This is a genomic window from Paenibacillus alba, assembly GCF_013204855.1.
GTDB lineage: Bacteria > Bacillota > Bacilli > Paenibacillales > NBRC-103111 > Paenibacillus_E > Paenibacillus_E alba.
The window spans coordinates 101,023-127,778 of record NZ_JABMKZ010000019.1 but is presented as its reverse complement, the minus strand read 5'-3'; the positions used below and the strand labels follow the sequence as shown (position 1 = coordinate 127,778).

At 44.7% G+C, this 26,756-nt stretch carries 28 protein-coding genes and 1 pseudogene; 16 read left to right on the top strand and 13 right to left on the bottom strand.

Annotation, left to right across the window (positions count from 1 at the left end; genetic code table 11):
* Positions 1–11: 11 nt before the first annotated feature.
* From HQN90_RS22480 to HQN90_RS40000, 4 genes and pseudogenes are all read right to left on the bottom strand, one after another.
* Positions 12–695, bottom strand: coding sequence for an AHH domain-containing protein (locus HQN90_RS22480; protein ID WP_173222805.1), 684 nt, complete (start codon positions 693–695; stop codon positions 12–14).
* Positions 696–806: 111 nt separating this feature from the next.
* Positions 807–1,679, bottom strand: coding sequence for a transposase (locus HQN90_RS22475; RefSeq protein WP_173222803.1), 873 nt, complete (start codon positions 1,677–1,679; stop codon positions 807–809).
* A 77-nt stretch (positions 1,680–1,756) separates the two neighbouring features.
* Positions 1,757–2,110: a hypothetical protein gene (locus HQN90_RS22470; RefSeq protein ID WP_173222801.1), complete on the bottom strand. Its 354-nt coding sequence runs from the start codon at positions 2,108–2,110 to the stop codon at positions 1,757–1,759.
* A 618-nt stretch (positions 2,111–2,728) separates the two neighbouring features.
* Positions 2,729–2,839 (bottom strand): annotated as a pseudogene (locus tag HQN90_RS40000) (RHS repeat-associated core domain-containing protein); the annotation flags it as partial.
* A 546-nt stretch (positions 2,840–3,385) separates the two neighbouring features.
* Here HQN90_RS40000 and HQN90_RS22460 point away from each other — a divergent pair.
* Positions 3,386–3,727, top strand: coding sequence for a hypothetical protein (locus HQN90_RS22460; RefSeq protein WP_173222797.1), 342 nt, complete (start codon positions 3,386–3,388; stop codon positions 3,725–3,727).
* Positions 3,728–3,987: 260 nt separating this feature from the next.
* Entirely contained in the window at positions 3,988–4,449 is a 462-nt protein-coding gene (locus HQN90_RS22455; RefSeq protein WP_173222795.1) for a contact-dependent growth inhibition system immunity protein, read from the top strand.
* Positions 4,450–4,649: 200 nt separating this feature from the next.
* Here the strand turns inward: HQN90_RS22455 and HQN90_RS22450 are convergent, their stop codons facing one another.
* Positions 4,650–5,111 (bottom strand): MarR family winged helix-turn-helix transcriptional regulator, encoded by a 462-nt coding sequence (locus HQN90_RS22450; protein WP_173222793.1) that lies wholly within the window; start codon positions 5,109–5,111, stop codon positions 4,650–4,652.
* A 234-nt stretch (positions 5,112–5,345) separates the two neighbouring features.
* Here HQN90_RS22450 and HQN90_RS22445 point away from each other — a divergent pair, with 234 nt between their 5' ends.
* Entirely contained in the window at positions 5,346–5,801 is a 456-nt protein-coding gene (locus HQN90_RS22445) for a CBS domain-containing protein (RefSeq protein WP_173222791.1), read from the top strand.
* Between the two features lie 81 nt (positions 5,802–5,882).
* On the opposite strand, the gene HQN90_RS22440 is transcribed toward HQN90_RS22445, so the two are convergent.
* The 3 genes from HQN90_RS22440 to HQN90_RS22430 all read right to left on the bottom strand — a co-directional run bounded on the left by HQN90_RS22440 (position 5,883) and on the right by HQN90_RS22430 (position 8,959).
* Positions 5,883–7,619 carry a DHA2 family efflux MFS transporter permease subunit gene (locus tag HQN90_RS22440; protein WP_173222789.1) on the bottom strand — a complete coding sequence of 579 codons (1,737 nt, stop codon included), beginning with the start codon at positions 7,617–7,619 and terminating at the stop codon, positions 5,883–5,885.
* A gap of 12 nt (positions 7,620–7,631) precedes the next feature.
* Complete coding sequence (locus HQN90_RS22435; protein WP_246362763.1) at positions 7,632–8,273, bottom strand: HlyD family secretion protein; 642 nt, start codon at positions 8,271–8,273, stop codon at positions 7,632–7,634.
* 125 nt (positions 8,274–8,398) lie between these two features.
* Positions 8,399–8,959, bottom strand: coding sequence for a helix-turn-helix domain-containing protein (locus HQN90_RS22430; protein WP_173222787.1), 561 nt, complete (start codon positions 8,957–8,959; stop codon positions 8,399–8,401).
* Positions 8,960–9,100: 141 nt separating this feature from the next.
* Here HQN90_RS22430 and tdh point away from each other — a divergent pair, with 141 nt between their 5' ends.
* Both tdh and HQN90_RS22420 read left to right on the top strand, forming a co-directional pair.
* Complete coding sequence (gene tdh / locus HQN90_RS22425; protein WP_173222785.1) at positions 9,101–10,141, top strand: L-threonine 3-dehydrogenase; 1,041 nt, start codon at positions 9,101–9,103, stop codon at positions 10,139–10,141.
* 13 nt (positions 10,142–10,154) lie between these two features.
* A complete protein-coding gene (locus HQN90_RS22420) occupies positions 10,155–11,333 on the top strand; it encodes a glycine C-acetyltransferase (RefSeq protein ID WP_173222783.1) in 1,179 nt (392 codons plus the stop codon).
* A 5-nt stretch (positions 11,334–11,338) separates the two neighbouring features.
* On the opposite strand, the gene HQN90_RS22415 is transcribed toward HQN90_RS22420, so the two are convergent.
* Genes HQN90_RS22415 through HQN90_RS22395 form a run of 5 tightly spaced genes read right to left on the bottom strand, consistent with a single transcriptional unit; the run spans position 11,339 to position 16,481 of the window.
* A complete protein-coding gene (locus HQN90_RS22415; protein ID WP_173222781.1) occupies positions 11,339–12,430 on the bottom strand; it encodes a GerAB/ArcD/ProY family transporter in 1,092 nt (363 codons plus the stop codon).
* Between the two features lie 14 nt (positions 12,431–12,444).
* Entirely contained in the window at positions 12,445–12,672 is a 228-nt protein-coding gene (locus HQN90_RS22410; RefSeq protein WP_173222779.1) for a hypothetical protein, read from the bottom strand.
* Positions 12,669–13,883, bottom strand: coding sequence for a Ger(x)C family spore germination protein (locus HQN90_RS22405; RefSeq protein WP_173222772.1), 1,215 nt, complete (start codon positions 13,881–13,883; stop codon positions 12,669–12,671). The genes HQN90_RS22410 and HQN90_RS22405 overlap by 4 nt, the downstream gene beginning before the upstream one ends.
* Positions 13,880–14,968: a GerAB/ArcD/ProY family transporter gene (locus HQN90_RS22400; RefSeq protein ID WP_173222770.1), complete on the bottom strand. Its 1,089-nt coding sequence runs from the start codon at positions 14,966–14,968 to the stop codon at positions 13,880–13,882. The genes HQN90_RS22405 and HQN90_RS22400 overlap by 4 nt, the downstream gene beginning before the upstream one ends.
* Complete coding sequence (locus HQN90_RS22395; protein WP_173222768.1) at positions 14,961–16,481, bottom strand: spore germination protein; 1,521 nt, start codon at positions 16,479–16,481, stop codon at positions 14,961–14,963. Before HQN90_RS22395 ends, HQN90_RS22400 begins: the two co-directional genes overlap by 8 nt.
* Positions 16,482–16,657: 176 nt before the next feature.
* On the opposite strand from HQN90_RS22395, the gene HQN90_RS22390 reads away from it, so the two are divergent.
* The 11 genes from HQN90_RS22390 to HQN90_RS22340 all read left to right on the top strand — a co-directional run bounded on the left by HQN90_RS22390 (position 16,658) and on the right by HQN90_RS22340 (position 26,657).
* Positions 16,658–17,104, top strand: coding sequence for a tellurite resistance TerB family protein (locus HQN90_RS22390; protein WP_173222766.1), 447 nt, complete (start codon positions 16,658–16,660; stop codon positions 17,102–17,104).
* A 110-nt stretch (positions 17,105–17,214) separates the two neighbouring features.
* Positions 17,215–17,814: a TerD family protein gene (locus HQN90_RS22385; RefSeq protein WP_173222764.1), complete on the top strand. Its 600-nt coding sequence runs from the start codon at positions 17,215–17,217 to the stop codon at positions 17,812–17,814.
* Positions 17,815–17,854: 40 nt separating this feature from the next.
* Positions 17,855–18,436 carry a TerD family protein gene (locus HQN90_RS22380; RefSeq protein WP_173222762.1) on the top strand — a complete coding sequence of 194 codons (582 nt, stop codon included), beginning with the start codon at positions 17,855–17,857 and terminating at the stop codon, positions 18,434–18,436.
* A 26-nt stretch (positions 18,437–18,462) separates the two neighbouring features.
* Positions 18,463–19,050 carry a TerD family protein gene (locus tag HQN90_RS22375; protein WP_173222760.1) on the top strand — a complete coding sequence of 196 codons (588 nt, stop codon included), beginning with the start codon at positions 18,463–18,465 and terminating at the stop codon, positions 19,048–19,050.
* Between the two features lie 71 nt (positions 19,051–19,121).
* Positions 19,122–20,381, top strand: a complete 1,260-nt coding sequence (locus tag HQN90_RS22370; RefSeq protein ID WP_173222759.1) for a TerD family protein — start codon at positions 19,122–19,124, stop codon at positions 20,379–20,381.
* A 32-nt stretch (positions 20,382–20,413) separates the two neighbouring features.
* A complete protein-coding gene (locus HQN90_RS22365) occupies positions 20,414–21,151 on the top strand; it encodes a TerC family protein (protein ID WP_173222757.1) in 738 nt (245 codons plus the stop codon).
* Positions 21,152–21,232: 81 nt separating this feature from the next.
* Complete coding sequence (locus tag HQN90_RS22360; protein WP_173222755.1) at positions 21,233–22,336, top strand: HpcH/HpaI aldolase/citrate lyase family protein; 1,104 nt, start codon at positions 21,233–21,235, stop codon at positions 22,334–22,336.
* Positions 22,281–23,696 (top strand): phosphoribosyltransferase family protein, encoded by a 1,416-nt coding sequence (locus HQN90_RS22355; protein ID WP_246362761.1) that lies wholly within the window; start codon positions 22,281–22,283, stop codon positions 23,694–23,696. Before HQN90_RS22360 ends, HQN90_RS22355 begins: the two co-directional genes overlap by 56 nt.
* Positions 23,672–24,805, top strand: coding sequence for a cysteine protease StiP family protein (locus tag HQN90_RS22350; RefSeq protein ID WP_173222753.1), 1,134 nt, complete (start codon positions 23,672–23,674; stop codon positions 24,803–24,805). Before HQN90_RS22355 ends, HQN90_RS22350 begins: the two co-directional genes overlap by 25 nt.
* Positions 24,802–25,638, top strand: coding sequence for an HAD family hydrolase (locus HQN90_RS22345; protein WP_173222751.1), 837 nt, complete (start codon positions 24,802–24,804; stop codon positions 25,636–25,638). The genes HQN90_RS22350 and HQN90_RS22345 overlap by 4 nt, the downstream gene beginning before the upstream one ends.
* Entirely contained in the window at positions 25,635–26,657 is a 1,023-nt protein-coding gene (locus HQN90_RS22340; RefSeq protein ID WP_173222749.1) for an ATP-grasp domain-containing protein, read from the top strand. The genes HQN90_RS22345 and HQN90_RS22340 overlap by 4 nt, the downstream gene beginning before the upstream one ends.
* The last annotated feature ends 99 nt before the right edge of the window (positions 26,658–26,756 follow it).

Sequence of the window (26,756 nt, the reverse complement as noted above, 5' to 3'; positions counted from 1 at the left end):
AATAAGTTATCTTATTTTACTGGAAAAGCACCGTTTTGTAGGTCAGTTCTTATATTGTCAAGTATATCTAATACATCTTCCTTTGATTTGGATTTTTGTAATAAATTATTTACATTATCATAGTAAACATTAGTATGTATACGTCTATGATTAGATTCAACATACCCATCAGAGGTTGGTAAGAAAACTCCATTATCAGCTGAATCAATATTAACACCGTACTTGCGTAGTATCCCAACTGCACTCGCTGCTCTAGGATCATTCGCCGCTACAATATGATGTGCCGCATTAGTATATGTAGGCTCAGAGTACCCTGCACCAACTAAGTTACTTCTTAGCAATGCTGAATTACTGCTTGCCAAAATATATGGTGATGAATCTATTACAGGCTGTTGTATAACGGTCATTGATTGATCTTCAAATGGTGTGGTTATTAGCGTAGCTTGCTGTGCACCAAACGTTGTTTGGGTAACTGATGTTGATTGTTGTTCAATTGGTGTAATAGTTATATTAATACCTGATTCGCCATCGTATGGGGTTTCTGTTACTATACTTTTTGGCGGATGTGTCGCAAACCATGATGTGTACGCCAAATCAAATAAAAATGCAACACCTTCAGCAGCAGCAATTACTGCAGGGTTATGTCCAGTTTTGTCGTTATACTTTGTTGGATTATTCCATCCATACGTATACAAATTCAAACTCAGCGGATTATCAATCTGCCCCTCATTCGTATCCTAGTTAATAAACCGTTCATTTGGGATAAAAAATGATGGTAACCGTTTTTCCAGTTACCACCAATTATATCATCCAGCTTGCTTCAATTGTACTGTAGGCTTTACGTACTCCGTCTTATTCTTCATCAATGAATAGACCACATCAACTAACTTCCGCATGATACATATAATTGCTTGTGTCTTCGTCTTTCCAGCTAACAACTTTTGTTGATAATACTCGTAGTAGTAAGGATTATTGGGTTCCTTACTTCCTCGTTTAGTTCCAATCTGCCGACATGCAAGCCTGTAAAACAACTCATGCAAAGCCCTATTTCCTTGCTTACATTTATAGTGCTTATGGTTATCTCCTGAACCATAAATGACAGGAGCTATGCCTGAAAATCGAGCTAACTTGCTTGCATCACTGAACCTATGAATATTTCCGATCTCAGCAACAAATGCCGCTGCTGACACTAGATCAATACCGTACATCGTTTCTAGCTTGTAGCCTGTCTCTGTCATCAAAATTGCTAATCTTGTTTCTATGCCTTGTAACTCTTCCTTACACCTTTGTATACGTCTAATGTGACTTTGGACGATGAAATCCCGATCTTCTTGGTACTCACGCTTCGTACAGCCATCTTCACGAATTAGCGTTAAAATCTTCTCTGCGGTTTTCATGGAACAAGCATAGTTGCTTGGCTTTAGTAAAAACTCCCTCAATTCCTGAATAGTTACCCCCTCCAAATAATAAGGGGCAGGGAACTTCTCAAAAAAGACAAGGGACGTTTTACCATCCAATTCACTAAAAAACTTCCTATAGCTTGGATAATGATGGGCTAACTGCGTATGTAATTGGTTAAGCAATGTCGTGATATCTTGAACCACAGCCGTCCGAGTAGTGACAAGCTGACTGATTACCCAATACTTATCATTGGGCTTAGCATCGGGCAACGTTTCCAACTTAAAGAAACCACCCTACGATGGTTAGTCGCAAGGTGGTTGGATGACGTATAAATATGTGAATAAAATTTAATCGATCAGCTACGGTATTTGTTTGGTATCAATTCAGATGCCTTGTTACTTAGTAAATTACGTTCTAATAAATACTCAGACAGCTTGAATAAATAATCTCTGCATGTTTGTAGATAACTATCTTTAAAATGATATTTCGTTATCAATATTTCAATTTCTTTGTCTGCTCTATAAACAAATAATGCAACATTATCATAAGATCCACCTATATAAAGAGCAATTGTATGATTGATATAGGAGACTAATGTATAATATGTTGAATTCCTTTGCAGACCATTTTCTGGTAAAACATTATTTTGATTTAAATTCTTCATTAGACTAATGATTTCACTATCATCATAAATTTCTATATTTCCCATATAACAAACCCCTTCCTTACAAATCAATTGTCTAATCTATTTTGAGGTTTCAACAGTAATAACTAGATTCCCATTGTTCATATTTTGTAACTTTTCTAGATAATCAGTTTTTAAAATAGCACCTAAACTGTACCGTGGATCATAAACATATGATCCATCACTATATACTGTGTGATAATCATACACTGTCACATATCCATCACGCATAGTGTTTACTTGACCATACTTCTCACTTGGTCGAAAAGTTATTATTTCACCAAAATCAGCGATGTTATATAAATCTTCAGCAATTTCTGAGCAATCATAATTACAATTCCTGTAAGCAGTTGGCAAAGCATTAACAATTTTATCATTTGGTGATATTTGCAAGATATAAGGTAATTGTCTCTCAAGTGGTTGTTGAATGATAGTTGTGTTTAGTTTCTCTTGGCCCTGCTGCTGAAAAACACTCATTTCTTGTTCATCCAGCTTCCATTGCTCTGTTGAAAGATCGGGTGCTATTAAATTCTTTATATCAAAATATGGATCCCCATAACTATACGGATCATAAGATGAAGAAATAGCCCCATAACTTAATGGATTACTAGGATTAGTAAGTGATTTAGAAGTACATGAGCAATGTCCTGTTGGATCAGTTTTCGTTAAAGGATTATTCTCCACATACGTATACAAATTCAAACTCAGCGGATTATCAATCTGCCCTTCATTCGTATCTTCATTAATAAACCGTCATTTACCGATAGAAAAGGTGAAAGCCAAAATCATCTAGTTACCATCATCCAACTTGCTTTAGTTGCATTGCTGGCATTCAATATTCCGTTTCATGCTTCATTAAGCGCATAGATAACATAAACTAATTTCTGGATGAGACAAATATTGCCTGAGTCTTTGTCTCTGCTTATACTGATGGAGATACGTTGAAAACCAGTCCCCAAGGATTGATTATTCATTACATACGTATACAAATTCAAACTCAGCGGATTATTAATCTGCCCCTCAAAGTATCTTACACTATAAAGCTTAGTCACTATAGACAGAGAAACTCTATCCATAAAATAGCATTTGTTTGTGATTTTTGGAACAAATTTAATGTTTTAAGGTTTTAATAGCGAAGCTTTTTATCAAACTCGCTAGTTACAGGAAAACTCCAACCCATCAAAACTAGGATTTCTCCCGCGGGTTCGCTTGAGCTCTGTCCACACCTTCGTCTAGCTGTGGAAGGACTATGTGAATGATGACCAGTTTTGGGGAGACTAGTAGCGTAAAGGAGGACTTATGAAAGTTATTAAAAGCATTATGCCAAATGGTCTTAGTTATATCGATGAATCTGGAATAGATAAATTTGTGGATTTCAAGGAATGCAATGAGAACTGGATAAAATACAGAAAAAGAAGTGAAAACTTGACCGATGAAAAAGTTGAAAATATTAGAAAGAATGATAAGTGCATAGGACAAAGAGATAGTTGTGCACGACCTCCTTTTATTGAGTTTTTTACGAGACCTTTTACAAGATTTGTATTTGTAGAATCGACAGAAGGCCAACATCCTGAGCAAACTTTTGCACAGCTGAAAAGTGAGATTAATTCTGCTGGTTGGACTACATTTGATTTAAGCTGAATTTTAAAAAGTAACACTAACAATCGCTTATCGTGGTTTCAAATCGCTTAAAACCCTGAAGGATCAAAACCTATGGCGACGGCAAGCAAGAGTTCTCCATGGGATTGGATGCGAAATAGTTCTTTCTGAATGTAAGCATTGATTTCGTAATAACTAATTTGTTTGTCCTTAAATCCAACTTGGAGGGCAGAACAAGGTTGATCAAATTCAAATAATAAAAGACAAGGTGAATAATGGTAGGCATTCAGGGAGGCATTTTTATGAGTAATGATTATAGTGAACTATCGATTAATGAAATTGCTGAGATCGAAGGATTTACAGATGAGTATGTTGTAGATGAAAGCTCTTCAATGTCAAAATGGTTTGGAAAAATACTCAATACTAAGGTTAAAGAATTATCCGATGGGGACGTAGCTAAACTGTTAAGACAAAATTATCATCCTTTTTATATTATACCTGAAGCCATAAAAAGAATAAGAATAAATCCAATTGTTGGGGAGCTTTATGATGGGGAAATGTTATATTCCCTAAGCCGAGTAGATGCTCCGTTCTGGTTGGAATTTAAAGAAATTAGAGCTGAGGTTTTGCTACTATTAAATGAGCTTGATAACTACAAGCTAGTTTTTTTGGAAGAAGAAAAAGAAGAAATAAATGTTGAGGGACAGATTAATCGTTTCAAAAAATTGATTAGTGAACTTAGAAGTACAATTTCTCAGATATAGGGAGAAGAATTTATGTTCTGGAGCAAATAGTTTGTCAAAACCACAATATGGCTTGAGCCAAGCAGATCGCACTATACTTCTTAAAATTCTCTAGTAGAAGGCACTTGAAAAAGTTAGGATCTGTCTTTACGGAGTTCATACAACTCAAAAGCCCAAGCGCACACAATACTTGGGCTTTCCTCATACCCATACAAGCACCCTCACAGCTTCTCTATATCTACCTGCTCAAAATAAACAATAGATTGATCCATCAGATGGATAAGCTGATCGCTTTGCTCCTTGCCCAAGAAATCAATTAATCCCTCAAACATTTTCGTGAACATTTCACTGGCTTCTTGTGCGATCTTGTCCCCTTTTTGGGACAGTGTGATTTCGGCTATTCTTCGATCGGTGGGGTGGGTTGTTCGTATGACATAATCATTTTTGATCAAATTATTAATCATTTGGGTGACAGTCGGAGAAGTAACTTGCAGAATCTTGCTAATATCTGAAACAGTCATACGCTGGCTTTCCCCGAGCAAACTGTTTTCTTTTAGGACCAGCAGCAAACGAACCTCGCTCGCTTTAATGCTCCATTTGGTGAGTTTTCGCCAATCTGATCTTGCCAAACGCAAGAGCAGTCCTCGTAAGAGGGCAACGTTTTCATAATGATCTGCATTCATTTTTTTCACCTCTTATGGAAAGTTTCAACATTAGGACTGTTCAGTTGTTATCATAATAATTGAGGGGAGTAACGTCAACAGCCGAAGCGAAAAAATGGGCGAAAATAACGCTTTAAAGTTATAAAAAATTGATGTAAAATTAATATATAGGTTACCTACCTATTAGTTGGAAATATACCCTTATACCTTTCATTTTAGACTTGGAAGTAACTTTTTTACTGGAGGGGAACCAACATGAAAGCATCTGATATTATGGTTCGTCAAGTTTATAAAGTGAAGGAAACCGATTCGGTGCGTGCTGTCATTGAGAAATTCATTGAGCGCCGAATAAGCGGGCTTCCGGTCGTGAATGAGCGGAACGAAGTGGTGGCTTACATTAGTGATGGAGATATTATGCGTTATATCGGCAAACATGATGATTATGTATTTGGTTCCTATTTCTATATGGCTGTGATCAAAGGAGACATCGAAGAGTTTCAAGAAAGAGTTCGCCGCCTGCTTCCACTTAATGTGATGCAAATCGCCAAGAAGAAGGTCGTTTCTGTTGACTGGGAAGAGGACATTGAGGAAATAGCGGCTATACTTGGAAAGAAACGAATTAAAAAGCTGCCTGTTCTGCGTCAAGGCGTTCTTGTCGGGATCATCAGCAGGGGCGACGTCATTCGGCATACCTTTGAGTCCATCTTGTAAGTATAGATATTTTTTTGTAAGCGTATTCACATATTTGTAAAAAAGTCCACGTCTCCTCCCCGAGACATGGACTTTCTTTATTTACGACTGCTGCTTCACTCGACTGATGAAGAATGACAGGAAGAGCGCTACAGCGGTAATTCCTGTGGCAATCAAGAAAGCATCATTGATGCCACTGATGGTGGATTCCTTCGCTGACGTGGCATAAAGCAATGTCGACACAAGCTTGGTCCCGGCTTCTACGGGAATATGTGCCATTGCTGCGATACCGTGGCCTAATCGGCTGAGCTCGCTAACGATATAAGGATTCGTTGATGCGAACGTGCTGCTTTTATTGCCCAAATGAAAATCAGCCCGAGAGCTCATAACGGTTACCAGCAAGGCAGTGCCCAAGGAGCCGGCAACCTGGCGAAGCGTATTCGACATGGCTGTTCCATGGCTGTGCAGATGCCGCGGCAGCTGATTCATTCCTTCGGTCATGATTGTCATCATCATGAAGGACATGCCGAACATGCGCAAACAATACAGCAGCAGGATATGATTGTAAGGGGTATCAGCCGTTAATTGGCTGAACTCCCACGTCGTGACGGTTGTGATGATCAATCCCACGATGGCCAGAAGCCGAACGCCAATCCGGTCGAAAATCATACCGGCAATCGGCTGCATAATTCCCATGAGAATCGCGCCTGGAAGCAGCAGCAAGCCTGAAGCTAGCGGTGTAAAACCGCGAATATTTTGGAGATAAATCGGGAGCAGGATCATAGCGGCAAACATCGCCATATTGATGATCGAGCTTACTATCGTAGTTAACGTAAAGATGTTGTAAGTGAACACCCGCAAGTCGATCATAGGTTCTTTCACTGTAAGCTCTCGCCACACAAAGAGAATTAGACTGATGATCCCGACAGATAAGGTTCCCAGAACCCTAATACTGAGCCATCCGGCTGAGCCTGCTTCGCTGAAAGCAAAGAGCAAGCCTCCGAATCCAACCGTGGAGCAGAGAAAACCCCAGAAATCGAATTTCACCTTCGACATTTTGGTCACATTCCCCATAAGGAAAAATGCCAAAATGATATCGATCAAGCCAATCGGCAGGACGATGTAAAATAACAGGCGCCAGGTGTAGGTTTGTACAATCCAACCAGATAAAGTGGGGCCAATCGCCGGTGCGAAAATCATGGCAATGCCCATGGTTCCCATGGCACTCCCCCTCTTTTCAGGAGGAAACACGGTTAAGAACACGGTCATCATGAGGGGCATGATAATTCCCGCACCTGATGCTTGTACGACCCGTCCTGCCATAAGGATGGAGAAGTTGGGGGCAATCGCGCAGATAACAGCCCCGGCTGTGAACAAGATCATCGCCGTAAGGAACATAAACCTTGATCCATATCGTTCGATGAGAAACGCGGTAATGGGAATCATCACGCCATTGACCAGCATATAGCCTGTCGTCAACCACTGCACGACATTGGCTGAAACGTTGAAATCTGTCATGATATGGGGAATAGCGACGTTAATCAGCGTCTGGTTCAAGATGGAGACGAATGCACCCAGCATCAGCACGGTGAGCAGTTGTCCGACCTTGATTTCAGCCTTTTTTTCCGGATCTGAGCGTGGTACATCTTCATCGGCGGCTTCGAACTGACCGCTCAATTCATCTGACATTTCAACGAGAAGTTTGGATGGTTCCGGAATCGGTGAGTAGGGGCCTGCGGGAAGATTGCTGCGCTGCTTTCTTCTTCGCACGAAGATCCAATTGACGGTAAAGAGAACAAGCAAACTGAATAGCGCGTAACCTGCCACATACATATTCATCGAATTGCTCCCTTACTTATGGATACGAGCCGTGACACTCATGCCCGGAATAATCCCCAACCCGCGATTTCCTTCCAGCGAAATGGTAACAGGAACAACCTGCGTGACTTTCGTGTAATTGCCATTCGTATTGGACGCAGGCATAAGCGAGAATGTCCCGGCTGTCGCTAATCCCAGTTGCTCCACTCTTCCCATTAGGGTTGTTCCCGGAAAAGCATCAATGTAGATGTCCACAGCCTGCCCGACTTTCACATCATTCAAATCTGTTTCTTTCACATTCGCTGTTACCCATAACCGATCCAAGTCGTACAGATAGGCTTGCGGAATGCCGGGCGATACGATGGCATTGACAACGGCATTTTGTTGAACGATGGTTCCTGCCTTAGGTGCCGTGATATCCACTGAATTCGTTGACGTTAAAACACTGCCAATTCGCTCGCCTTGCGAATACTTCTTGCCGATTTCTCCGTACCAATCCGTCAATTTCCCGGCTGCAGAAGGACTGACGGCGATCTGTTCGCCTGTTATTTGTGCATTATTCGTGGTCAAATAATTGATCGAACGATTGTAAAAGTAGTAGCCAAGCCCTGCTCCTCCGACAAGAATGACGAGGAGAACAATATTGAGAACAATCATTTTGACTGTGCCCTTCATAGATCATCCGCCTTTTCTGTGAAATACGTTCCAACAGAAATAATATTCCCCATAAAAAAAGGAATATGTGGGCGGCTGTATGAAAAAGGGAGAAGCTTGTTTTCTTCTCCCGTGTTGGTTGGATTTTAGGAAGAAGGATAATAGATTAAGGTCTTATAGACGACTTTCGTGTCAGAAACATTCTTATAAATATGCGGGCGATCCGCCGAGAAATGGATCGCATCCTGAGCGCCAAGGGTATAGCTTTCTTGGGCGATCGTTACTTCCAGCTTGCCTGAAACCATCAAAATGTACTCTTCCACCCCTTCATTATGGGGATCAGATGCATGGAAGCATCCGGCTTCCATCTCTACCGTGTACACTTCAAAGCTTTTCTGCGGATGAAAAGGGAACAGCGGGTAGGCGCGGTAGTTTCCGTCTTCCTCCTCGAAGGGGGAAAGCTCGGCAGCCCGGACAATCGTGATTTTGGGTTGATCCTCTTCAATTAAGCTCGTGAATGAAATCTGCAGTCCGCTTACAATTTTCCATAATACGGATATCGTTGGATTGGAATCTCCACGTTCGATTTGCCCCAGCATTGCCTTGCTGACGCCTGTCAGCTCCGCCACTTGATCTAAGCTTAACCCTCGGGTTTTACGAATGTTCAGAAGCTTTCGGCCTACCATTTTATGTATGGGTTCGTTCATTGTTATTCCTCCTATGTTAGCGGTTCATATTTTTATCAAAGCCTATTTACAATATAACATACATTCGTGTAGTATCGTATATATAAGCATTAAAACGCACATACGTACAATATATTACACTTTTTGCGTGGGGGAATGAATATGGGCGAAACGATGATTGGATTAGTGAAAGATCACAGGGGCCCGGGGGCTGTTCTTAAAGAAGTACCTGTTCCGACTTGTGGAGAGGACGAAGTACTCGTTCAAATCAAGGCAACTTCGATCTGCGGAACGGACTTGCATATCTACAACTGGGATGCATGGGCGGACCAAACGGTGATTACCCCAAATGTGTTTGGGCATGAGTTTGCCGGTATTGTGGTGGAAATCGGTAAACGCGTGACAGGCATTAAGATCGGTGACCAGGTGTCGGCAGAAGGACATATGGTATGCGGGAATTGCAAAGCGTGCCGAACCGGAAACTCCCATGTATGCCCGAATACGAAAAGCTTTGGCATTACAGCGCCTGGCTGTTTTGCTGAGTTTGCGGTGGTGAAGGCCAGTAATATTATTCATAACGATCCGAAGCTGCCATATGAGATCGCTTGTTTGCAAGACCCGCTTGGCAACGCGGTGCAGACGGTTTTGTCAGGTGATATCGTGGGCAAATCGGTTGCGATCATTGGCGTAGGGCCGATTGGATTGCTGGCGATTAAAGTAGCAAAAGCTTGTGGAGCCGGGGTGATCTATGCCGTCGATATCAACGCAAGCCGCTTGCAAATGGCTTTGGAGATGGGGGCCGATCACATTATCAATGCTTTGGAAACGCGTACATCGGAAGCTTTGCTTGCTTTGACGGATGGAGAAGGCGTGGAGGTCGTGCTTGAGATGTCCGGCAATCCTCAGGCGATAGCTGATGGTTTTAAAGCTGCGGCTAAGGCAGGAAGAATTTCTCTGCTGGGCATTCCGACGAGAGAAGTTAGTTTGGACGTCACTAATCAAATTATTTTCAAGGGACTGCGAGTGGAAGGGATTACTGGGCGCAAAATGTACGAATCCTGGTATCAAATGAAAGGCTTGCTGAACCAGAAGCGACTGGATTTGGCTTCCGTCATTACCCACCGTTTCAGACTTGATCAATATGAGGAAGCTTTTCATTTAATGGAGCAAGGACAATGCGGGAAAATCGTATTTTTACACTAAGGAGGAGGATTTTATGAATTATTTGAAAGATTTGGCTGCCGATATTGAAGCCTGGAAGCAAGCAGGGCGATACCGTTCAATCAAAGTTTGGGAAAGCGGCTCCGACACGTGGATGAATCTGAACGGAAGACGCATTCTTCAGATGTCCTCCAATAACTATTTAGGACTTACGCATCATCCCAAGCTGAAGGAAGCGGCTATCAACGCTATCGATAAATACGGCGTAGGCAGCGGTTCGGTGCGAACGATTACAGGAACTCTCGATATTCATGAAGAGCTCGAAATGGAGCTGGCCAAATTCAAAGGCACCGAAGCGGCGCTTGTGTTTCAGTCCGGCTTCACAACGAATCAAGGGGCGCTATCTTCAATTCTGGGGGCTGACGATGTGGTCATCAGCGACGAATTGAATCATGCGAGCATTATTGACGGCATCCGTCTGACCAAGGCGAGCCGCAAAATTTTTGCCCACAAGGACATGGATCAGCTTGAGGCTGTTCTCAAAGAAACCCAGCATTTCCGCAAGCGTGTAGTCGTGACGGACGGCGTCTTCAGCATGGATGGGGATATCGCGCCACTTCCCGATATTGTTCAATTGGCAGAAGCTTATGATGCCATTGTTTATGTTGACGATGCCCATGCGAGCGGTGTGTTAGGTAAAAATGGCAAGGGCTCGACCGACCATTTTGGTCTTCACGGCCGCGTGCACATTCAGATCGGCACCTTATCCAAAGCGATCGGCGCTGTAGGCGGCTATGTAGCTGGCGCGCAGCTGTTGAAGGAGCACCTGATTCATACGGCGCGGCCGTTTCTGTTCAGTACGTCGCAGCCGCCGGCAGTTGCGGCTACATGCTTAGCCGCTATTCAAGTGCTGCAGGAGAGCGAAAGTTTGGTCACGCAGCTATGGGACAATGCGAATGGTTTCCGCGCTGCCTTGAAACAGCTGGGGTTTGACACAGGAGCGAGCGAAACGCCGATTATTCCGATTATCATTGGCGATCCCGCGCAAACCATGCGGTTTTCCGATCGGCTGCTGGAGGAAGGCATCTTCGCGCAGGGCATTGTGTATCCCACAGTTGCCATGGACAAGGGGCGGGTCAGGCTAATTGTGACCGCGCAGCATACGCAAGATGATCTTGCTTTTGCACTCAGCAGCCTGCAGAAGGTTGGCCGGGAATTTGGGTTGATTTCTTAAAGGGCCTACTCCCGCTTGCGATTTCGGAATGCTGCCACTGCCCACATCAGCAAGGGCAAGGCGATCATATGCAGAGGCAAGAGGATGGGGATGGCAATTTTTTGAGGGAAAAAGACGGAGCTATCGATAAAGTCACGAGGAATGAGTGCCAACAAGAGGACGGTCGGCGCCACGAACCACATCAGCTTTCGCCATTTTCTAATGCCAATGGCTTGTGCGGTCCCATAGGTGCATACGAAGAAATAAAGGGATACTTTAATGAAAACGCCAATGATCCAAATAGCAATTACGATGGAATCCAAATTTTGAAAGAAATCAAAATAGGAAATATAGCGTACCAAATTAAAGTAAGGATAGGTATGACCGGATGAAACACTGTGGCCAAAAACAGAAATAATTAAAAAAGTCGAAATACTAGTTAATAAACCAGCCAAGCCTACTCCCAGCAAGGCTGGTTTTACTCCTGTTTGCGGATTGGCAAGAAACCTGAATAACACCAGCAGCATGATGCAATCCCCTAGGAACGAGGAAGAGGGAAGCGCTCCTTGCAGAATGGTGATAGGGCCAGAGTCAACGTATATTGGCAAAATGTTGTTGATCCGAATACTCTTGATGCTAAGCAGAAGCGGAATGATGATACCCAGCAGAGCAATCGGGCCTAGGATTTGACTGCTTTTACCGATGGCTTCAATCCCGGCATAAGTCACATAGATGGCAACCAGGAGAATGCCCATCATTGGCAGCAACGGGGGCGTTCTTGGCAATATCGTGGCAATAATGAATTCAGCATACTGCCGTAAAATGATGGCAAGAACGGAATACCAGAAAACAAAATAAATAAAGATAAGCACATTCCCGAAGAGGCGGCCAAAGAGACTTTTGACATAGGTGTCGAAGGTTTGTCTCGGGTATAGCAAGCTTAATCGAGAACAAACAAATGCGATACCTATGCCAATAAGTGAGGCGCAGCAGGTTGAGATCCAGGCATCCTGCTTGGCTGCCTGAATGGACGGATTAATGGTGAGCAAGATGGTCATCCCCATTTGCATCGTGAGCATCATCCAGAACAGTTGTTTCCCGCTAATCCTCATATCCATAGGAAGCTCCTCCTTTATTTATCGATGAGTTTGCCGAGGGGACCGAAGAAGACTTCTATCACTTGGGAGGGACCTGGCAGTTGCGGATTGATCACCAAGGAAATAGCAAGAATCCAGCACAAAGCTAGAATCGAGAGGTAAGCAATCTTTTCATTTCTTGGAGCGCTTCTCAATCGAAGCCATTGATAGATGGTGACGAGTAAGCAACCAAGCATGAGTAAGGGGACCCCTTTACTCGTCATTTAGCACTCTCCTTTACAGATTCCCTCGCTTTGATACTGGATAAACCGGGACGCAGCATTTTGGCTTGTGCATGAATGGCGACCTCTACCGTGGGAAATAGTTCGTCCCAACGATTTTGATTTTTCTTCCACTCTTTGGGATAAACGCGATGAAATTCGCCGGCAAAGTCAAAAATATCTGCTTTTAAATCAAGCTGCACTTTGTCTAAAGCCATTCGAACACGACTCCCAATGTCATCGTTCAAGGCGTTTTGGACGATTTGGAGTGCTTTGGGGTCAGCGACCAAATTGAGCATCGTTGTATTCTGAAGCGCGTCATCTTCCGTTTGAATCCAGACGTTCATCTGCCATTTTCCATCCTTAATGATAGGCTCCAGCTTCGTTTTGCTGCGAATAAGGTTGGCTGAAACCGTCCCCTTCTCGCCTTCGGGAGTTACCGTAATGACCGCTTGCTTAATCTCATCTCTGAGCCAAAGAATGCCTCGGGTCGTACGATCGTCGATTTTGCCAACCATTTTGTCACTCTTAAAAACAGCTGTTGCGTTCAAAAAGCTTTCCGTCTTATCCGAGTTATTCGTAGTTAAAGGAGCGAGCAGCTCCAAATACGGCAATGCAGCCGAGTTGGAACCACTTGCAAGCATTTGAGCCAAATCCGATAGGGTTACACTTAAGGTAATTTTGCTTTTGGAAATTTCCCGCAATACCTCCGCTGTATTCCGCTCAAGCTTGGTGCTCATTTCAAGGAAATCGCGGCCTTGTCCTTTGGTGACATACATATAGGCTCGTTCTCGTGGTTGAGGAGCTCTCATGAAATAATCGAGGTCGTCACGAATGCCGCTTCGCGCAACAGCTTCCCCGAAGATGATTACCTCCGTGTGTCCCCAGAAAACCTTCCTAGGCAGTTTCTCTTGCAAGTGGGAAAGGGCATCAGCAAGATTCGTACCGTGAGCTGATCTTACATAGGAAGACTGATTGCCAGTTTCTCCCCCTTTTGTACTGCCGCTTTCCAAGGTGCCGCTGCTGGACCCTCGTGGAACAAATATTTGCACGGACAATTCAATCGAATGGTCGTCATATCTATCAATAGCTGCCCCAGTTACTAGGGCCAAATCATTGACTTCAATGCGATCCCAGCATCCCGTCAGCAGGAAGATCAACAGTCCGGATAAGAGACTTAATCGAAAAATAGGTGCTATGTGCTTGATGCTCATCGTTTGAAAGCCCCTTTAACCGACACCGCAATGAGCAGTAAGGAGGGCAAGATAAGCTGCACAAGCAATGAAAAAAAAGGCAGGCTTGTCCCCAAGATATGCTTTAATTCCTGAAAGTTAGGCGCTACCCAAATGCTGAGCAAAATAGTTAAAACACCAACAGGGACGATAAGCGGACGGTAATTGGCAAGCCCGGCAAGTTGGGCAATTCCCAAGACAGTTGCATAATAAATAAGAGCTACTTTGATGAATATACCAATAAGCCAAATAGCCATTAGAAGAGATTCTACATGCTCTAAGAAATCAGCAATCGAAATGTAGCGCACGGCAATCAAGAAAGCATAATTAAACCCCTGAGTCAGTGTACCGAACATGAATAAAACGGAAAGGTTTATCGCTAGCAAGGTTATCATTACCAAGGCGACACTTATGAAGCTCCATTTCAACACGGTATTTCGGTTGTTCACGTAGGGGAGCAGGTACGAAAGGATAAAAAATTGAGAAAACCAAGAAGATGGAACAATGGATCCAAGCAAGGGGGGGAGCAGTCCATTTCCCAGAATCGGAAACATTTGCTTTACTTGAAAACCGGGACTCATCAAGACCACCATGGAGAAAATGATCAGCACTGCCGCGGGTATCAATATCTGTGAAGCTCGACTTAGTACTTCCAGTCCTGCATAGACGGCGTACCCGCTGACAGCAACCATACAAGCAATGACGAAGAGCATAGGTGTCTCTTGCAGAAAATCGCCAATAACGAATTCACCATATTCCCGCAGCACAAGACCGTTCGTATAGATAAGCGCTCCCGAAAAAAATATCGCAATGGCTTTTCCCGCGTACGAACCCAAAATGGCTTGCGAATATTGGACGAAAGTAAGGTCGGGAAACTTGAGACATAACCGATATACGATGTAAACCGTCAATAAGCCTACAAGTGAGGCAATCATCGGTGTCATCCACATATCAATGCCCGCTGTGAGCGTCGTAATCGATGGAACACTCAGGGCTGCAGTGGAAATAATGGTTGGATGCATAATGATGGCCAGCTGCATGGGCGATATTTTGCCTTTTTCAATCATGAGATTCATTCCCTTTGGCTTTTTCAGGCTTTTGTCCAGAAGGCTGTCGGATGTCATTCGACCTTCCAGTAAATTTAGGGCGTGTCCGCATCGACCAGATGGGCGCACGAATAAGAACATCCTTTAATTCCGAAGCTTTGATCGGAGCAAGCGGCTGAAGGTAAGGGACACCCAGCGAGCGCAGGGAGCACAGGTGGATTACAATGAGAATGAACCCAAGCATGAGCCCCAGCAGTCCCAACATGCCAGATAGAAACATAATAGGGAATCGAAGCATTCTCAAAGCGATGCCGGTGGCGTACTGCGGCATCATGAAGGACGCGATCCCCGTTATAGCGACGACCATTACCATAGGGGAAGAGACCAGCCCAGCGGAGGTTGCTGCTTGGCCGATAACTAAGGCGCCTACGATACTGACGGCTGCGCCGACTTGCTTGGGCAGGCGAACGCCAGCTTCGCGGAGCGCTTCGAAAGCCACCTCCATGAGAAGCGCCTCGATGAGCGCGGGAAACGGGATGTCCTCTCTGGATTTCGCAATACTGAGCAGCAGGGAGGTAGGCACCATCTCTTGATGAAAGGTCAGGATCGATACATACAAGGAAGGCAATAAGAGGGTAATGAAAAAAAATATATAACGCAGCCACCGAATGCAGGTACCGATGATAAATCGTTGATAGTAATCTTCCGGCGATTGCAAGAGCGAGAATAATGTGGCAGGCGCAATTAAAGCAACAGGTGTTCCATCCACTAAAATAGAAACTTTCCCTTCTAATAGCGCTGCGCAGACGACGTCCGGCCGCTCTGTCACTTGAATTTGCGGGAATGGCGAAAAAGGATTATCCTCAATCAGCCCCTCGATATAGCCGCTTTCCAAAATGCCGTCAATTTCGATATCATTAATCCGCGATTGAACTTCCTCGATGAGCGATTCATTCGCAATGCCTTCCATATAGACGATAACCACCTCAGTCTGCGTATGCTTGCCTATATGGTAAGCGAGCATCTTCAATGAGGTGCTTTTCATTTTTCTGCGAAGCATGGATGTGTTCACGCATATCGTTTCTGTAAATCCTTCTCGCGGTCCCCGAATAATCGATTCGGCCGAGGGCTCTTCGATGCTTCGTTTCTCCCATTTGGCTAAACCGAGCGAGAAGCCTGTGGCAATGCCGTCGACGAAAAGTCCGACACTTCCAGCCGATATATGGAAGGTGAGTTCCCGGATTGTTGACAATTCTCTGATATCGGAAATGGTGATAAGGGACGACAGCTCCTTTTCCGTACAGTTCCATTCATCGGAGGACTCCGCAAGCAATGGTCTCAGTACATCGCGGTCCAGCAATTCAAGATTCACCATGCCGTCGAAATGAACGACGAAAGCTTGCGTAGTTCCCCCGATGAGGAATTCGTGGAAATGGATATCCTTGCATTTATCATAAATCGCTCTTAGAGCGATAAGGTTTGTACCGAGTGAGGAGGAAACGGTGTCTAATGAATCCGATAAGCTTGCATCCATGAGAGTGCTCCTTAGCTGTAATAATTATCTGTTTGTCCAATTATGGAGATCGCTAAACAATTCCCAGAATTTGAAAACCCTTATATAATCGTTTAAACTGAGCATATAGAGCTATTTTGGTGAAAAATGTAGCCTATCGTCAAAATCTGTAACTAAATCTTAGAGGTGGTGCCCAAATGAGTACATTTAAATCCTGGTTTTCAAGTGCAAAAACAGGCTTGACAGATCAAGTGAAGAAATTTCAAAACAAGGATTTTCTCGACGCCGTTGTCGCTGGATGTGCAATTGTAGCCGCTGCTGACGGAAGCATCGGGAATGCAGAGAAAGAAAAAATGGTCGCCTACATTACCCGCAGCGAAGAATTGAAAGTGTTTGAAGTGAGTAACGTGATTGCTCGTTTTAATCATTTTGCCGGCAGCTTTGAGTTCTCCAATATCGTAGGGAAGCAAGAAGCGCTTAAAGTGATTGCGAAGTTCAACAATAAGCCGGAAGTGGGCCGTATTATTATTGCCGTGTGCTGTGCAATTGGTGCTGCTGACGGTGATTTCGATGAGAACGAGAAGCGGGTTGTGAGAGACATTTGTACAACACTTAACCTAAATCCTGGCGAATTTAGTCTGTAAGGGTCGAAAGTACAAATATTTCTGCGGAATAGTGAAACGTGATGGACATTCGTCCGTATCAGAATAATAGGCAAAACAAAACATGCAAACTGCGAAGGGAGGTGACCTCGTTGACAATCAGTTTAGTCAAAGGTCAGAAGATCGATTTAACCAAAGGAAACGCGGGTCTATCTAAAGTAGTTGTAGGACTAGGTTGGGATCCTGCGGTCGTTGAGAAGAAAGGTTTCTTCGGTACTAAGAAAACAACCGTCGAAATCGACTGTGACGCGTCGGTCATCATGCTGGATGAGAATGGCAGATTAGCCAAAGAGAAGAACGTTGTATTTTTCGCCAATTTGCAAAGTCCAGATGGTTCTGTCGTCCACTCCGGTGATAACCGTACGGGCGAAGGAGACGGCGATGATGAACAAATCGCGGTCAGCTTGAATCAGGTGCCGGCAGATGTCAGCAAAATTGTGTTTGTTGTTAATATCTATGACTGCGTAAATAGAAAACAAGATTTTGGACATATTCAATCTGCGTATATTCGGATTTTGAATGATTCTAACAATCAGGAATTGGTTAAATTTAATTTAACAGAAAACTATGCAGGTAAAACTTCCTTGATTGTCGGTGAATTGTATCGCAACAGCGGTGAATGGAAATTCAATGCCATCGGCGAAGCCAATACAGATACGACTATTGGACAACTAGTGAAACGCTACACATAAATTCAAATCAAATCCACTATATAAAGCGAGGTAATTGACAATGGCAATTTCATTATCCAAAGGTCAAAAAGTAGATTTAACGAAAACAAACCCAGGTTTAACTAAAGTAGTCGTTGGTTTAGGCTGGGATACGAACAAATATGACGGCGGTAAAGATTTCGATCTAGACGCTTCCGTTTTCTGCGTAAATGCTTCCGGTAAAGTCGGTTCCGAGTCCGATTTCATCTTCTACAACAATCCTAAGAATGCGAATGGCTCGATTGTGCACACAGGCGACAACCGTACAGGAGCAGGCGACGGAGACGACGAGCAAGTGGTTATTGACTTGGCGGCAGTTCCTGCTGAGACGGAAAAAATTGCTTTCTGCATCACGATTCATGATGCTGACGCAAGAGCGCAAAACTTCGGACAAGTATCCAATGCTTACGTGCGGATTCTGAACGACGCTTCAGGCGCAGAGTTAATCCGTTTTGATCTGGGCGAAGATTTCTCCGTTGAAACAGGTGTTGTTGTAGGCGAGTTGTACCGCAACAGCGGCGAGTGGAAGTTCAGCGCAATCGGCAGCGGATACAGAGACGGTCTTGGCGGATTGGCTCGCGATTACGGTTTGCAAACTTCTTAAGAATTGAACGGTAAGGAGATGCCCACATGACAATAAGCTTATCCAAAGGTCAAAGAATCGACTTAACCAAAACGAATCCTGGTTTAAGCAAAGCCATTATCGGCTTAGGATGGGATACGAACAAATACAGCGGCGGTCATGCCTTCGATTTGGACGCATCGGCCTTTCTTCTTCATTCGGATGGAAAAGCCAAGGGAATTGATGATTTCATCTTCTATAACAACCTTGTTGGCGCAGGTGGTTCCATTCAGCATACGGGCGATAACCGGACGGGTGACGGGGATGGGGACGATGAGCAAATCAAAGTGGATTTCTCCAGAATTCCGGCGCACATTCATCGTGTCGGCATTGCGGTAACGATCCATGATGCCACGAATCGCAATCAGAATTTCGGACAAGTGTCCAATGCGTTCGTTCGACTGGTCGATGAGGTCACGAACCGAGAAATTTTACGCTATGATTTGGGCGAAGATTTCTCCGTTGAGACGGCGGTTGTCATTTGTGAACTATACAGAGACAGCCAAGGGCAAGATTGGAAATTCCAAGCTGTAGGCAGCGGTTTCCAAGGCGGCTTGCAAGCACTATGCAAAAATTATGGACTTGATGCAGAGTAATGTTTAGATCTTCGGGTGATGCATGTAAGGCATCACCCTTCCATTTTGCTTACGGAAGGTGACAGTCCTTTATGCACATTTCTCTTATTAAAGGCCAAAAGGCCGATCTTACGAAAACGAATCCAGGACTTTCCACCATCGGTGTAGGGCTTGGATGGCAGGCTCCGGCTCATGTTGAGTTGGATACCTCCGCATTCTTGTTAGGCGCAAACGGCAAGGTGGATCATGATGATCAATTGATCTTTTATAACAATCCGACTAAGAGCGGTGTGAAATTCATTAACCAGCCTTCTTCAGGGCAAGATCAGAAGCAATTTACGATTCAATTCTCCGAGGTTCCTGGTAACGTGGAGAAGATTGCTATTACGCTTACCATCTACGATGGTGAAAAGCTGAACCAGCAATTCAGTCAAGTCAATCAAGCGTACTTACGGATTTACAATCAGGGTACAGGGCAAGATATTTTGCGATATGAATTAGGAAATCAATTCTCTGTAGAGACAGCCATTGTTGTTGGGGAATTATATAGATACGGCAGTGAATGGAAATTCAGTGCCATTGGATCTGGTTTCTCAGGGGGACTTAAGGCCTTGTGCGGTAATTTTGGCATCGAGGTGAAGGACGAGCCTACTGCTAGCCCTACAGCTAATCCAGTACCGCCGCCGGCGCCGAAGCCTTCTGCCCCGCCAGCTCCGCCAAGCGCGCCTCCGCTTATCCCTCCAGCCCCAATCAATCTGAATAAGATTGAATTGAAAAAGAAAGGCGATCGTATCAGTCTTGAGAAGAAGAGCGGCGGTCGACTTGGGGAAATTCTGATTAACCTGAATTGGAATCAGAAGAAAGCGACAGGCTTTTTTGGGAAAAGCAAAGGGATTGATTTGGATCTTGCCTGCTTATATGAGCTGAAAAATGGTCAAAAAGGTGTGATTCAAGCACTTGGCAACCAATTCGGGGCGTTAAACAGAGAACCGTTTATTGCTTTAGACGGCGATGACCGGACAGGCTCTGTAACAACGGGAGAAAACATCCGAATTAACGGGAACAAGCTTGCCGAATTTGAGCGAATCCTTGTTTTCACTTTTATCTATGAAGGAGCAACAACGTGGTCTGAAGCGGATGGTGTCGTTTCCATCAAGCAGGATGGCGGGCCCGACATTGAAGTGAAATTGAACGAGCATGATAATCGTCAAGGCATGTGTGCTATTGCACTTATTCGTAATCAAAATAATGAAACATTCAGCATTGAGCGGCTTGTCCAATATTTCTCCGGGCATAAGCAATTGGATGAAGCTTTTGGATGGGGCATGCGATGGGTTGCAGGCAGTAAATAAATGTTCAATAAATAAGACAGGGGGGTCAAGGCATGGCAGATTTTTTTCAGAGTTTTATCAACAACTTCACTAACTTTTTTGACTGGGACGTGCTTTCAGCCACGCTTTCGGATCCGGTTAGCTGGGGGATTATTGGTACATTAGTTATCCTAGAGGGTCTATTATCCGCTGATAACGCATTGGTACTTGCTGTAATGGTTAAGCATTTGCCGAAGGAACAGCAGAAAAAAGCTTTATTCTACGGTCTGCTAGGTGCCTATATTTTCAGGTTTATCGCTATTGGGGTAGGTACTTTCCTCGTACAGATTACCTGGATTAAGGTGCTCGGTGGCGCGTATCTCTTATGGATAGCCATAAGTAATCTATTCTTGAAGAAGAATGAAGAAGAAGGCGAAGTTAAGAATAAAGGACTTTCCTTCTGGCGTACGGTACTTGCCGTAGAAATCATGGATATTGCTTTTAGTGTCGATAGCGTACTTGCCGCATTTGGTGTCAGCGATAAAGTATGGGTGCTGTTCCTTGGAGGCATTATCGGCGTACTGATGATGAGAGGCGTAGCGCAAGTCTTCTTAAAGCTCATTGACAAGATACCGGAGTTGGAGAAAGCAGCGTTCATTCTTATTATTGTTATCGGTCTCAAAATGATCGCAGGCGCATTTGGGTTCCACGTTTCACATGTTGTCTTCTTTTCCATCCTTATCGTCATTTTTGGCGGCACGATTATTCTTAGCCTGCTTCGCAAAAAGAACAAAACAGAGTCAGCTAACTAAACAGCCAGACATAAGACATAACTTTGACAATCCCTCCTCTTTGGAGGGATTGTTCTTTCACCAAAAGAGGGAGGGATCGGTTTGCGGTATTTTAATTATTTAACACCCGATGAAGAAAAAGCTTTATTTTATATTCCTCCCACTTCTTTCTACAATCATTCGCCCAAAGATATTCTAGCTCATTCGATCGGTGCGGCCCTATATATGCCGGCTACTCGTCCTACATTTGCGGAAGATATTGCTTTTGGTAAACTGGAAGGCCTTGTCTCCGTAGTCCTTGATTTGGAGGATGCGGTCGGTGAGAATGAGGTTCATGAAGCAGAGGAATCTCTCGTGAATCAAATGAATAAGCTGTCTGCCCTCATTGAGCTAGGTATTCTGAATGCAGAGAACCTGCCGCTGCTCTTCGTTCGGGTGAGAAATGAGAACCAGCTGAATTATCTCATCGAGCGATTGGAGGATAATATAACCCTGCTGACCGGGATTGTATTTCCGAAGTTCACGATGGAGAATGGCGAAGCCTATTTTCAACCCTTAGAAAATTACAATGATGAGAAACCATCTTCTGCTCCTACGCTATACGGTCTGCCTATCCTCGAGTCTGGCGCTATTATTTATAAAGAAAGCCGCTTCCAAACGCTGCAAGGAATTAAAGATATTTTAACCAAGTATAAAGATCTCGTCCTCAACGTCCGAATAGGCGCTACGGATTTCTCAAGCTTATTTGGCTTGCGAAGAAGCTCGGAAATGACCATTTATGATATTGCACCGATTCGTGATTGTGTGGCAGATATTATTAATATATTTGGTCGTGTCGATGCTTCGTATGTGATCTCTGGGCCTGTATGGGAGTATTTCCCTGAAAAGGGGCTAATTCGAGAAGTCATTATGGATAAAGAAAACGGACTTATTGGCAAAACCATTATTCATCCTACCCATATTAAGCCGGTACAATCGCTCTACACGGTAACCCATGAAGAATATGCCGATGCCACAAGCATTATTTCCAATAACAATGGCGATCATGGTGTAATCAAGAGCGCATATGCGAATAAAATGAATGAAATTAAACCTCATTTAAGCTGGGCCAAACGGATTCTTTTACGATCACACATTTATGGGGTGCTGCATGAACAACAACAATATTTCGGATTATTGTCCAAGCAAGACCGTGCGTACGTATAGCATCGCCGAAGATTTAGAGCTTCGCGTGACTGTCACTTCAAACCCCTATGAAATTCCTCTTGATTGTTTATTTGCAATGGCGGCAAGAATTAATAAGAAACGCTCGTTTCTCTTTGTTAGTAAAGTGCTCGGCAAGCATATTCCAGTCCGTCCCTATGCCTCCTTGTTAAGCGGGGTATCGCTCTCATTACTGCTGCAGCAAGCTCTCCAAGGCAATATGCCGAATCATTTAATACCACTAGCGATGCAAGGAATCATAGAGCCTCTTCAAGCCGAGGCTGCCTACAAGGAAATCATGTCACATCAATTGTCCCTTCCCCAATCCGTCGCCTTTATAGGTTTTGCTGAAACGGCCACGGCGATTGGACATGCGGTGTTTCAGACTTTTGGCCATAACGGCAGTTACATTCATACGACGCGAGAGGTGATTGAAGGATCACCATCGTTGATTAACTTCAGTGAAGAGCATTCCCATGCGGTTGCTCATTACTGTTATGCGCAAGATCCAAATCTGCTTACGCAGGCGGAACTTGTCGTTCTGGTTGATGATGAAATTACGACAGGCAAAACATCCTTGAATATCATTCGAGACATGCAGGGGAAATTCCCGAAGAAGGTTTACTATATTCTAGCGCTGCTGGACTGGCGAACAGAGGACGACCAGGAGCAGTTTAGGATACTGGAGTCGGAGCTTGGCATCACTATACACGTGATTTCGCTAATCAAAGGCGAGGTGAGCGTGCAGGGTTCATCGGAGAGCATCCCCCCTCAATCAACAGATCTTATACATGCCGCGGATCAAAAGGAACTAATTCATTATACGTATATGGATCAACTGTTTGAACATGCCGACGCTGCGAGCCAACGTCCTTATTTGCGACACAGCGGTCGCTTTGGTCTGACATCAGAGGATCGGGCACAATTCGATGAAGCCATTACTCAAGCCGCCAACCGGCTGAAACAGACACGTACGGGCACGAAATCGCTGTGTGTAGGGACCGGAGAGTTTATGTATATTCCTATGCGCCTCGCAGCCGAAATGGGGGAAGGTGTTCTCTACCAATCGACCACGCGAAGCCCGATTCATTGCATCGATCGTGAGGGCTACGCCGTTACGGTCGGTTATCCTTATCCAGCACCGGAGGGCCCGGAGGTTACTCATTTTCTATACAACCTACCAGTAGGTTTGTATGACGACCTTTATGTTTTCATGGAAAGGGAAGCAGATCCCGCAGCGATGCAGCCGTTGCTGCAGATTCTCCGAACGCGCGGGCTGCAACGGATTCATGTTGTCTTCTTTTCTCCGCAAACCATACAGTGGAAGGAGACTGAGGCATGGCAAATTGGCGAGCGAAATTAATAAACGAGCCAGTGCCCTTAGGCAGTTATCCGGCTTCTGATGTTACCTTCCTGCTTAAGGATATAAGCGAGGTCAAGCTGGAGAAGTCGGTTGATGCCAGGGAGCGGGCGATTCAATCAGGCACGCATTATTCTGAGATGCTCCCTGTTGAGCAGCAGCCAACGGATGATTATTTGGCGTTGTACCAAGACACCTTGCAGCAATCCGCCAGGAAAGTTGCAAGTGCTGTAGGTACAACGGCCGAGCTCATTAGACATAAAAAGGGGCAGAACACGGTGTTGGTCTCTTTAGCGAGAGCAGGTACACCCGTGGGTATCCTGATCAAGCGCTACTTGCAGGACATACACCTTATGGACTTGCCTCACTACAGCATTTCGATTATTCGCGGCAAAGGGATAGACGAGAATGCTTTATTCTACATCCTGCAGAAGCATCCCGGCGCCAAGCTGCAGTTCGTCGATGGATGGACCGGGAAGGGAGCCATCCGCAAAGTGCTTGCGGATGCTTGCCGCAAGCTGGAACAAGCGTATGAAATCAAGCTGGATGATGATTTGGCTGTGCTGGCGGACCCGGGGCATTGCACGGATCTATTCGGTACAAGAGAGGATTTCCTGATTCCGAGCGCTTGTTTGAATTCGACGGTATCCGGATTAATGAGCCGGACTGTTCTGCGTGAGGATTTGATTGGACCGAATGATTTCCACGGGTCTAAATATTACAAAGAGTGGCTGGATCAGGACCTCTCGAACCACTTTATCGCAGCGATAACACCTTTCTTCGGCGAGGTTCAGGAGGAAGCTATGCAAAGGGCAGATGACTTGCTAGCCCATCCTCCTGAAGTATCCTGGAAAGGCCTACAGGATATCGAGGCTATTCAGCGCGACTATCAGATGGCGGATATCAACTTGATCAAGCCAGGTGTCGGTGAGACGACACGTGTGCTGCTTCGCCGAGTGCCGTGGCGTATTCTTGTAGACCGCATGGATAACCCGAATATTCGGCATATTCGTCTGCTCGCCGAAGCTAGGGGAGTGCCGGTGGAAGTTTATCCTGGACTTAGCTATTCTTGCTGTGGCCTTATTAAATCGGTGAAGGGGGATGCTGAATGATTTTTGCAAGCGACCTGGACCAGACGCTTATTTATTCACAGCCTTTGGAACGCGCCGAAGAGCTGGGCAGTCGAATTGTACTGGCCGAGCTCATTGACGGCAAGCCGAGATCGTATATGTCTTCAAGCTCCTACCAGCAGCTTCAAGCGCTGATGACTGAGCTTACTTTCGTTCCGGTCACGACACGGACGATGCAGCAGTATTGGCGGATACATGTGATTAGCCAGATGTTAAAGCCCAAATACGCAGTTACGAGCAACGGCGGCAATATTATGATTGATGGGCAGCCTGATCCAGACTGGCAGGCGTCTATGGTTGGCCGTGTGAATGAGACAAGTGTACACGTAGAGGACGTTCGAGCGTTGATGGCACAAGTGCTTCATCCGGAATGGGTCATTAATTCGACGTACTGTGATGAATTTTTCTTTTCTCATATCGTGCAGAGAGACAAGATGCCGCTTCAGGAAGTGAGCGACATGAGCGCAGAGCTTCAGAAGATGGGATGGAACACGTCCATTCAGGGAAGGAAAGTATATATCGTTCCTCAAGCTGTGAACAAACGAGATGCCGTCGCGCATGTTAAGCAGCTGCTTGGAGAAGACAAGGTCGCGGCATCGGGAGACTCCCTGCTGGATCAGGTTCTGCTGGACTTCGCTGACTATGCGATAGCACCCAGACATGGTGAATTATTTCGACAGCAGCAGCTTAACCCCACGGGGAGCTATCGCTTTACAGAGGAATCCGGCATTTTCGCAACGGATGAAATTTTAACGTATGTCCAAGCCGTAAACCAAGAGCACAAGATTCGTTTCGAGATAAAGGAGACCTCATGAAAAAAGTATGGTTTAACCGCTGGTTTTCCGTTGCATACCATTACATGAACAGCATCCGCAATAATGAGGATGGCGTGCAGTTCAAGATGTATGCAACGCATCCCGATCGTACTCACATGGCCCTGCAGGCGGCTGATTTCGCAGATACAGAGCCTGTTCTGGGGGACGATGACTATGTCGAGTTCGCGCTCAATTTCTGCAAGAAACATGGCATTGATGTGTTTATTCCGAGATTGCATATGTATGCCATTGCCAAGCATTTGGATTTATTCGAAAAAGCAGGAACCAAGGTTACGGTATGCCGCGATTTGGAACTTCTGGAAAACTTGCTGGAGAAACAGAAATTCTATGAATCTATTCGCCAGAAGGATATTCTTGCGATTCCTGATTACCAAGTCGTCAACACGGCAGATGAATTCATGGCGGCTTATGAAGCGCTCACTCAAGCAGGTCATCAAGTCTGTATGAAGCCGACGAATGCAGAAGGCGGGATGGGCTTTAGAATCATCAGCAACAAAAGGGATACCCTAGGTGATTTGTTCGGAACGGTTACACCTTATCTGTCAACCGATCAGGCTTATCAGATCTTGTCCTCCGTGGATCGGTTTGATGATCTGATGGTAATGGAATTGCTGAATGGTTATGAATACAGCATTGATTGCTTGGCCTCCGCTTCCGGGGAGCTGTTAGCCGCCGTACCACGCCGCAAAGCAGATGGACGACTGCGGTTATTGGAGGAAGTGCCTGAGCTCGTCGAGATCGCGAATAAGGTTGCCGCCACGTATCGGATTCCTTTTAACTACAACATTCAAGTGAAATACAACCAAGGTGTTCCCAAACTGCTTGAAATTAATCCGAGAATGTCCGGTGGTCTGCATGTCACATGCTTATCAGGCATTAACTTCCCGTATTTAGCGGTGAAATCGATCTTGGGCGGGCAAGTGGACGTACAGAAGCCCAATTATGGTATTTTAGCTAGCCATATCGAAAAATACATTATTATGGATATCGGCGAATAAAAAAAACTGCCCATCATATCTTTGAGTATAGATGATCAAATCTGTCGAAGAAGGTGCAGAGTATGATGATAGGCAGAATTATACTATTCGGCATAATCG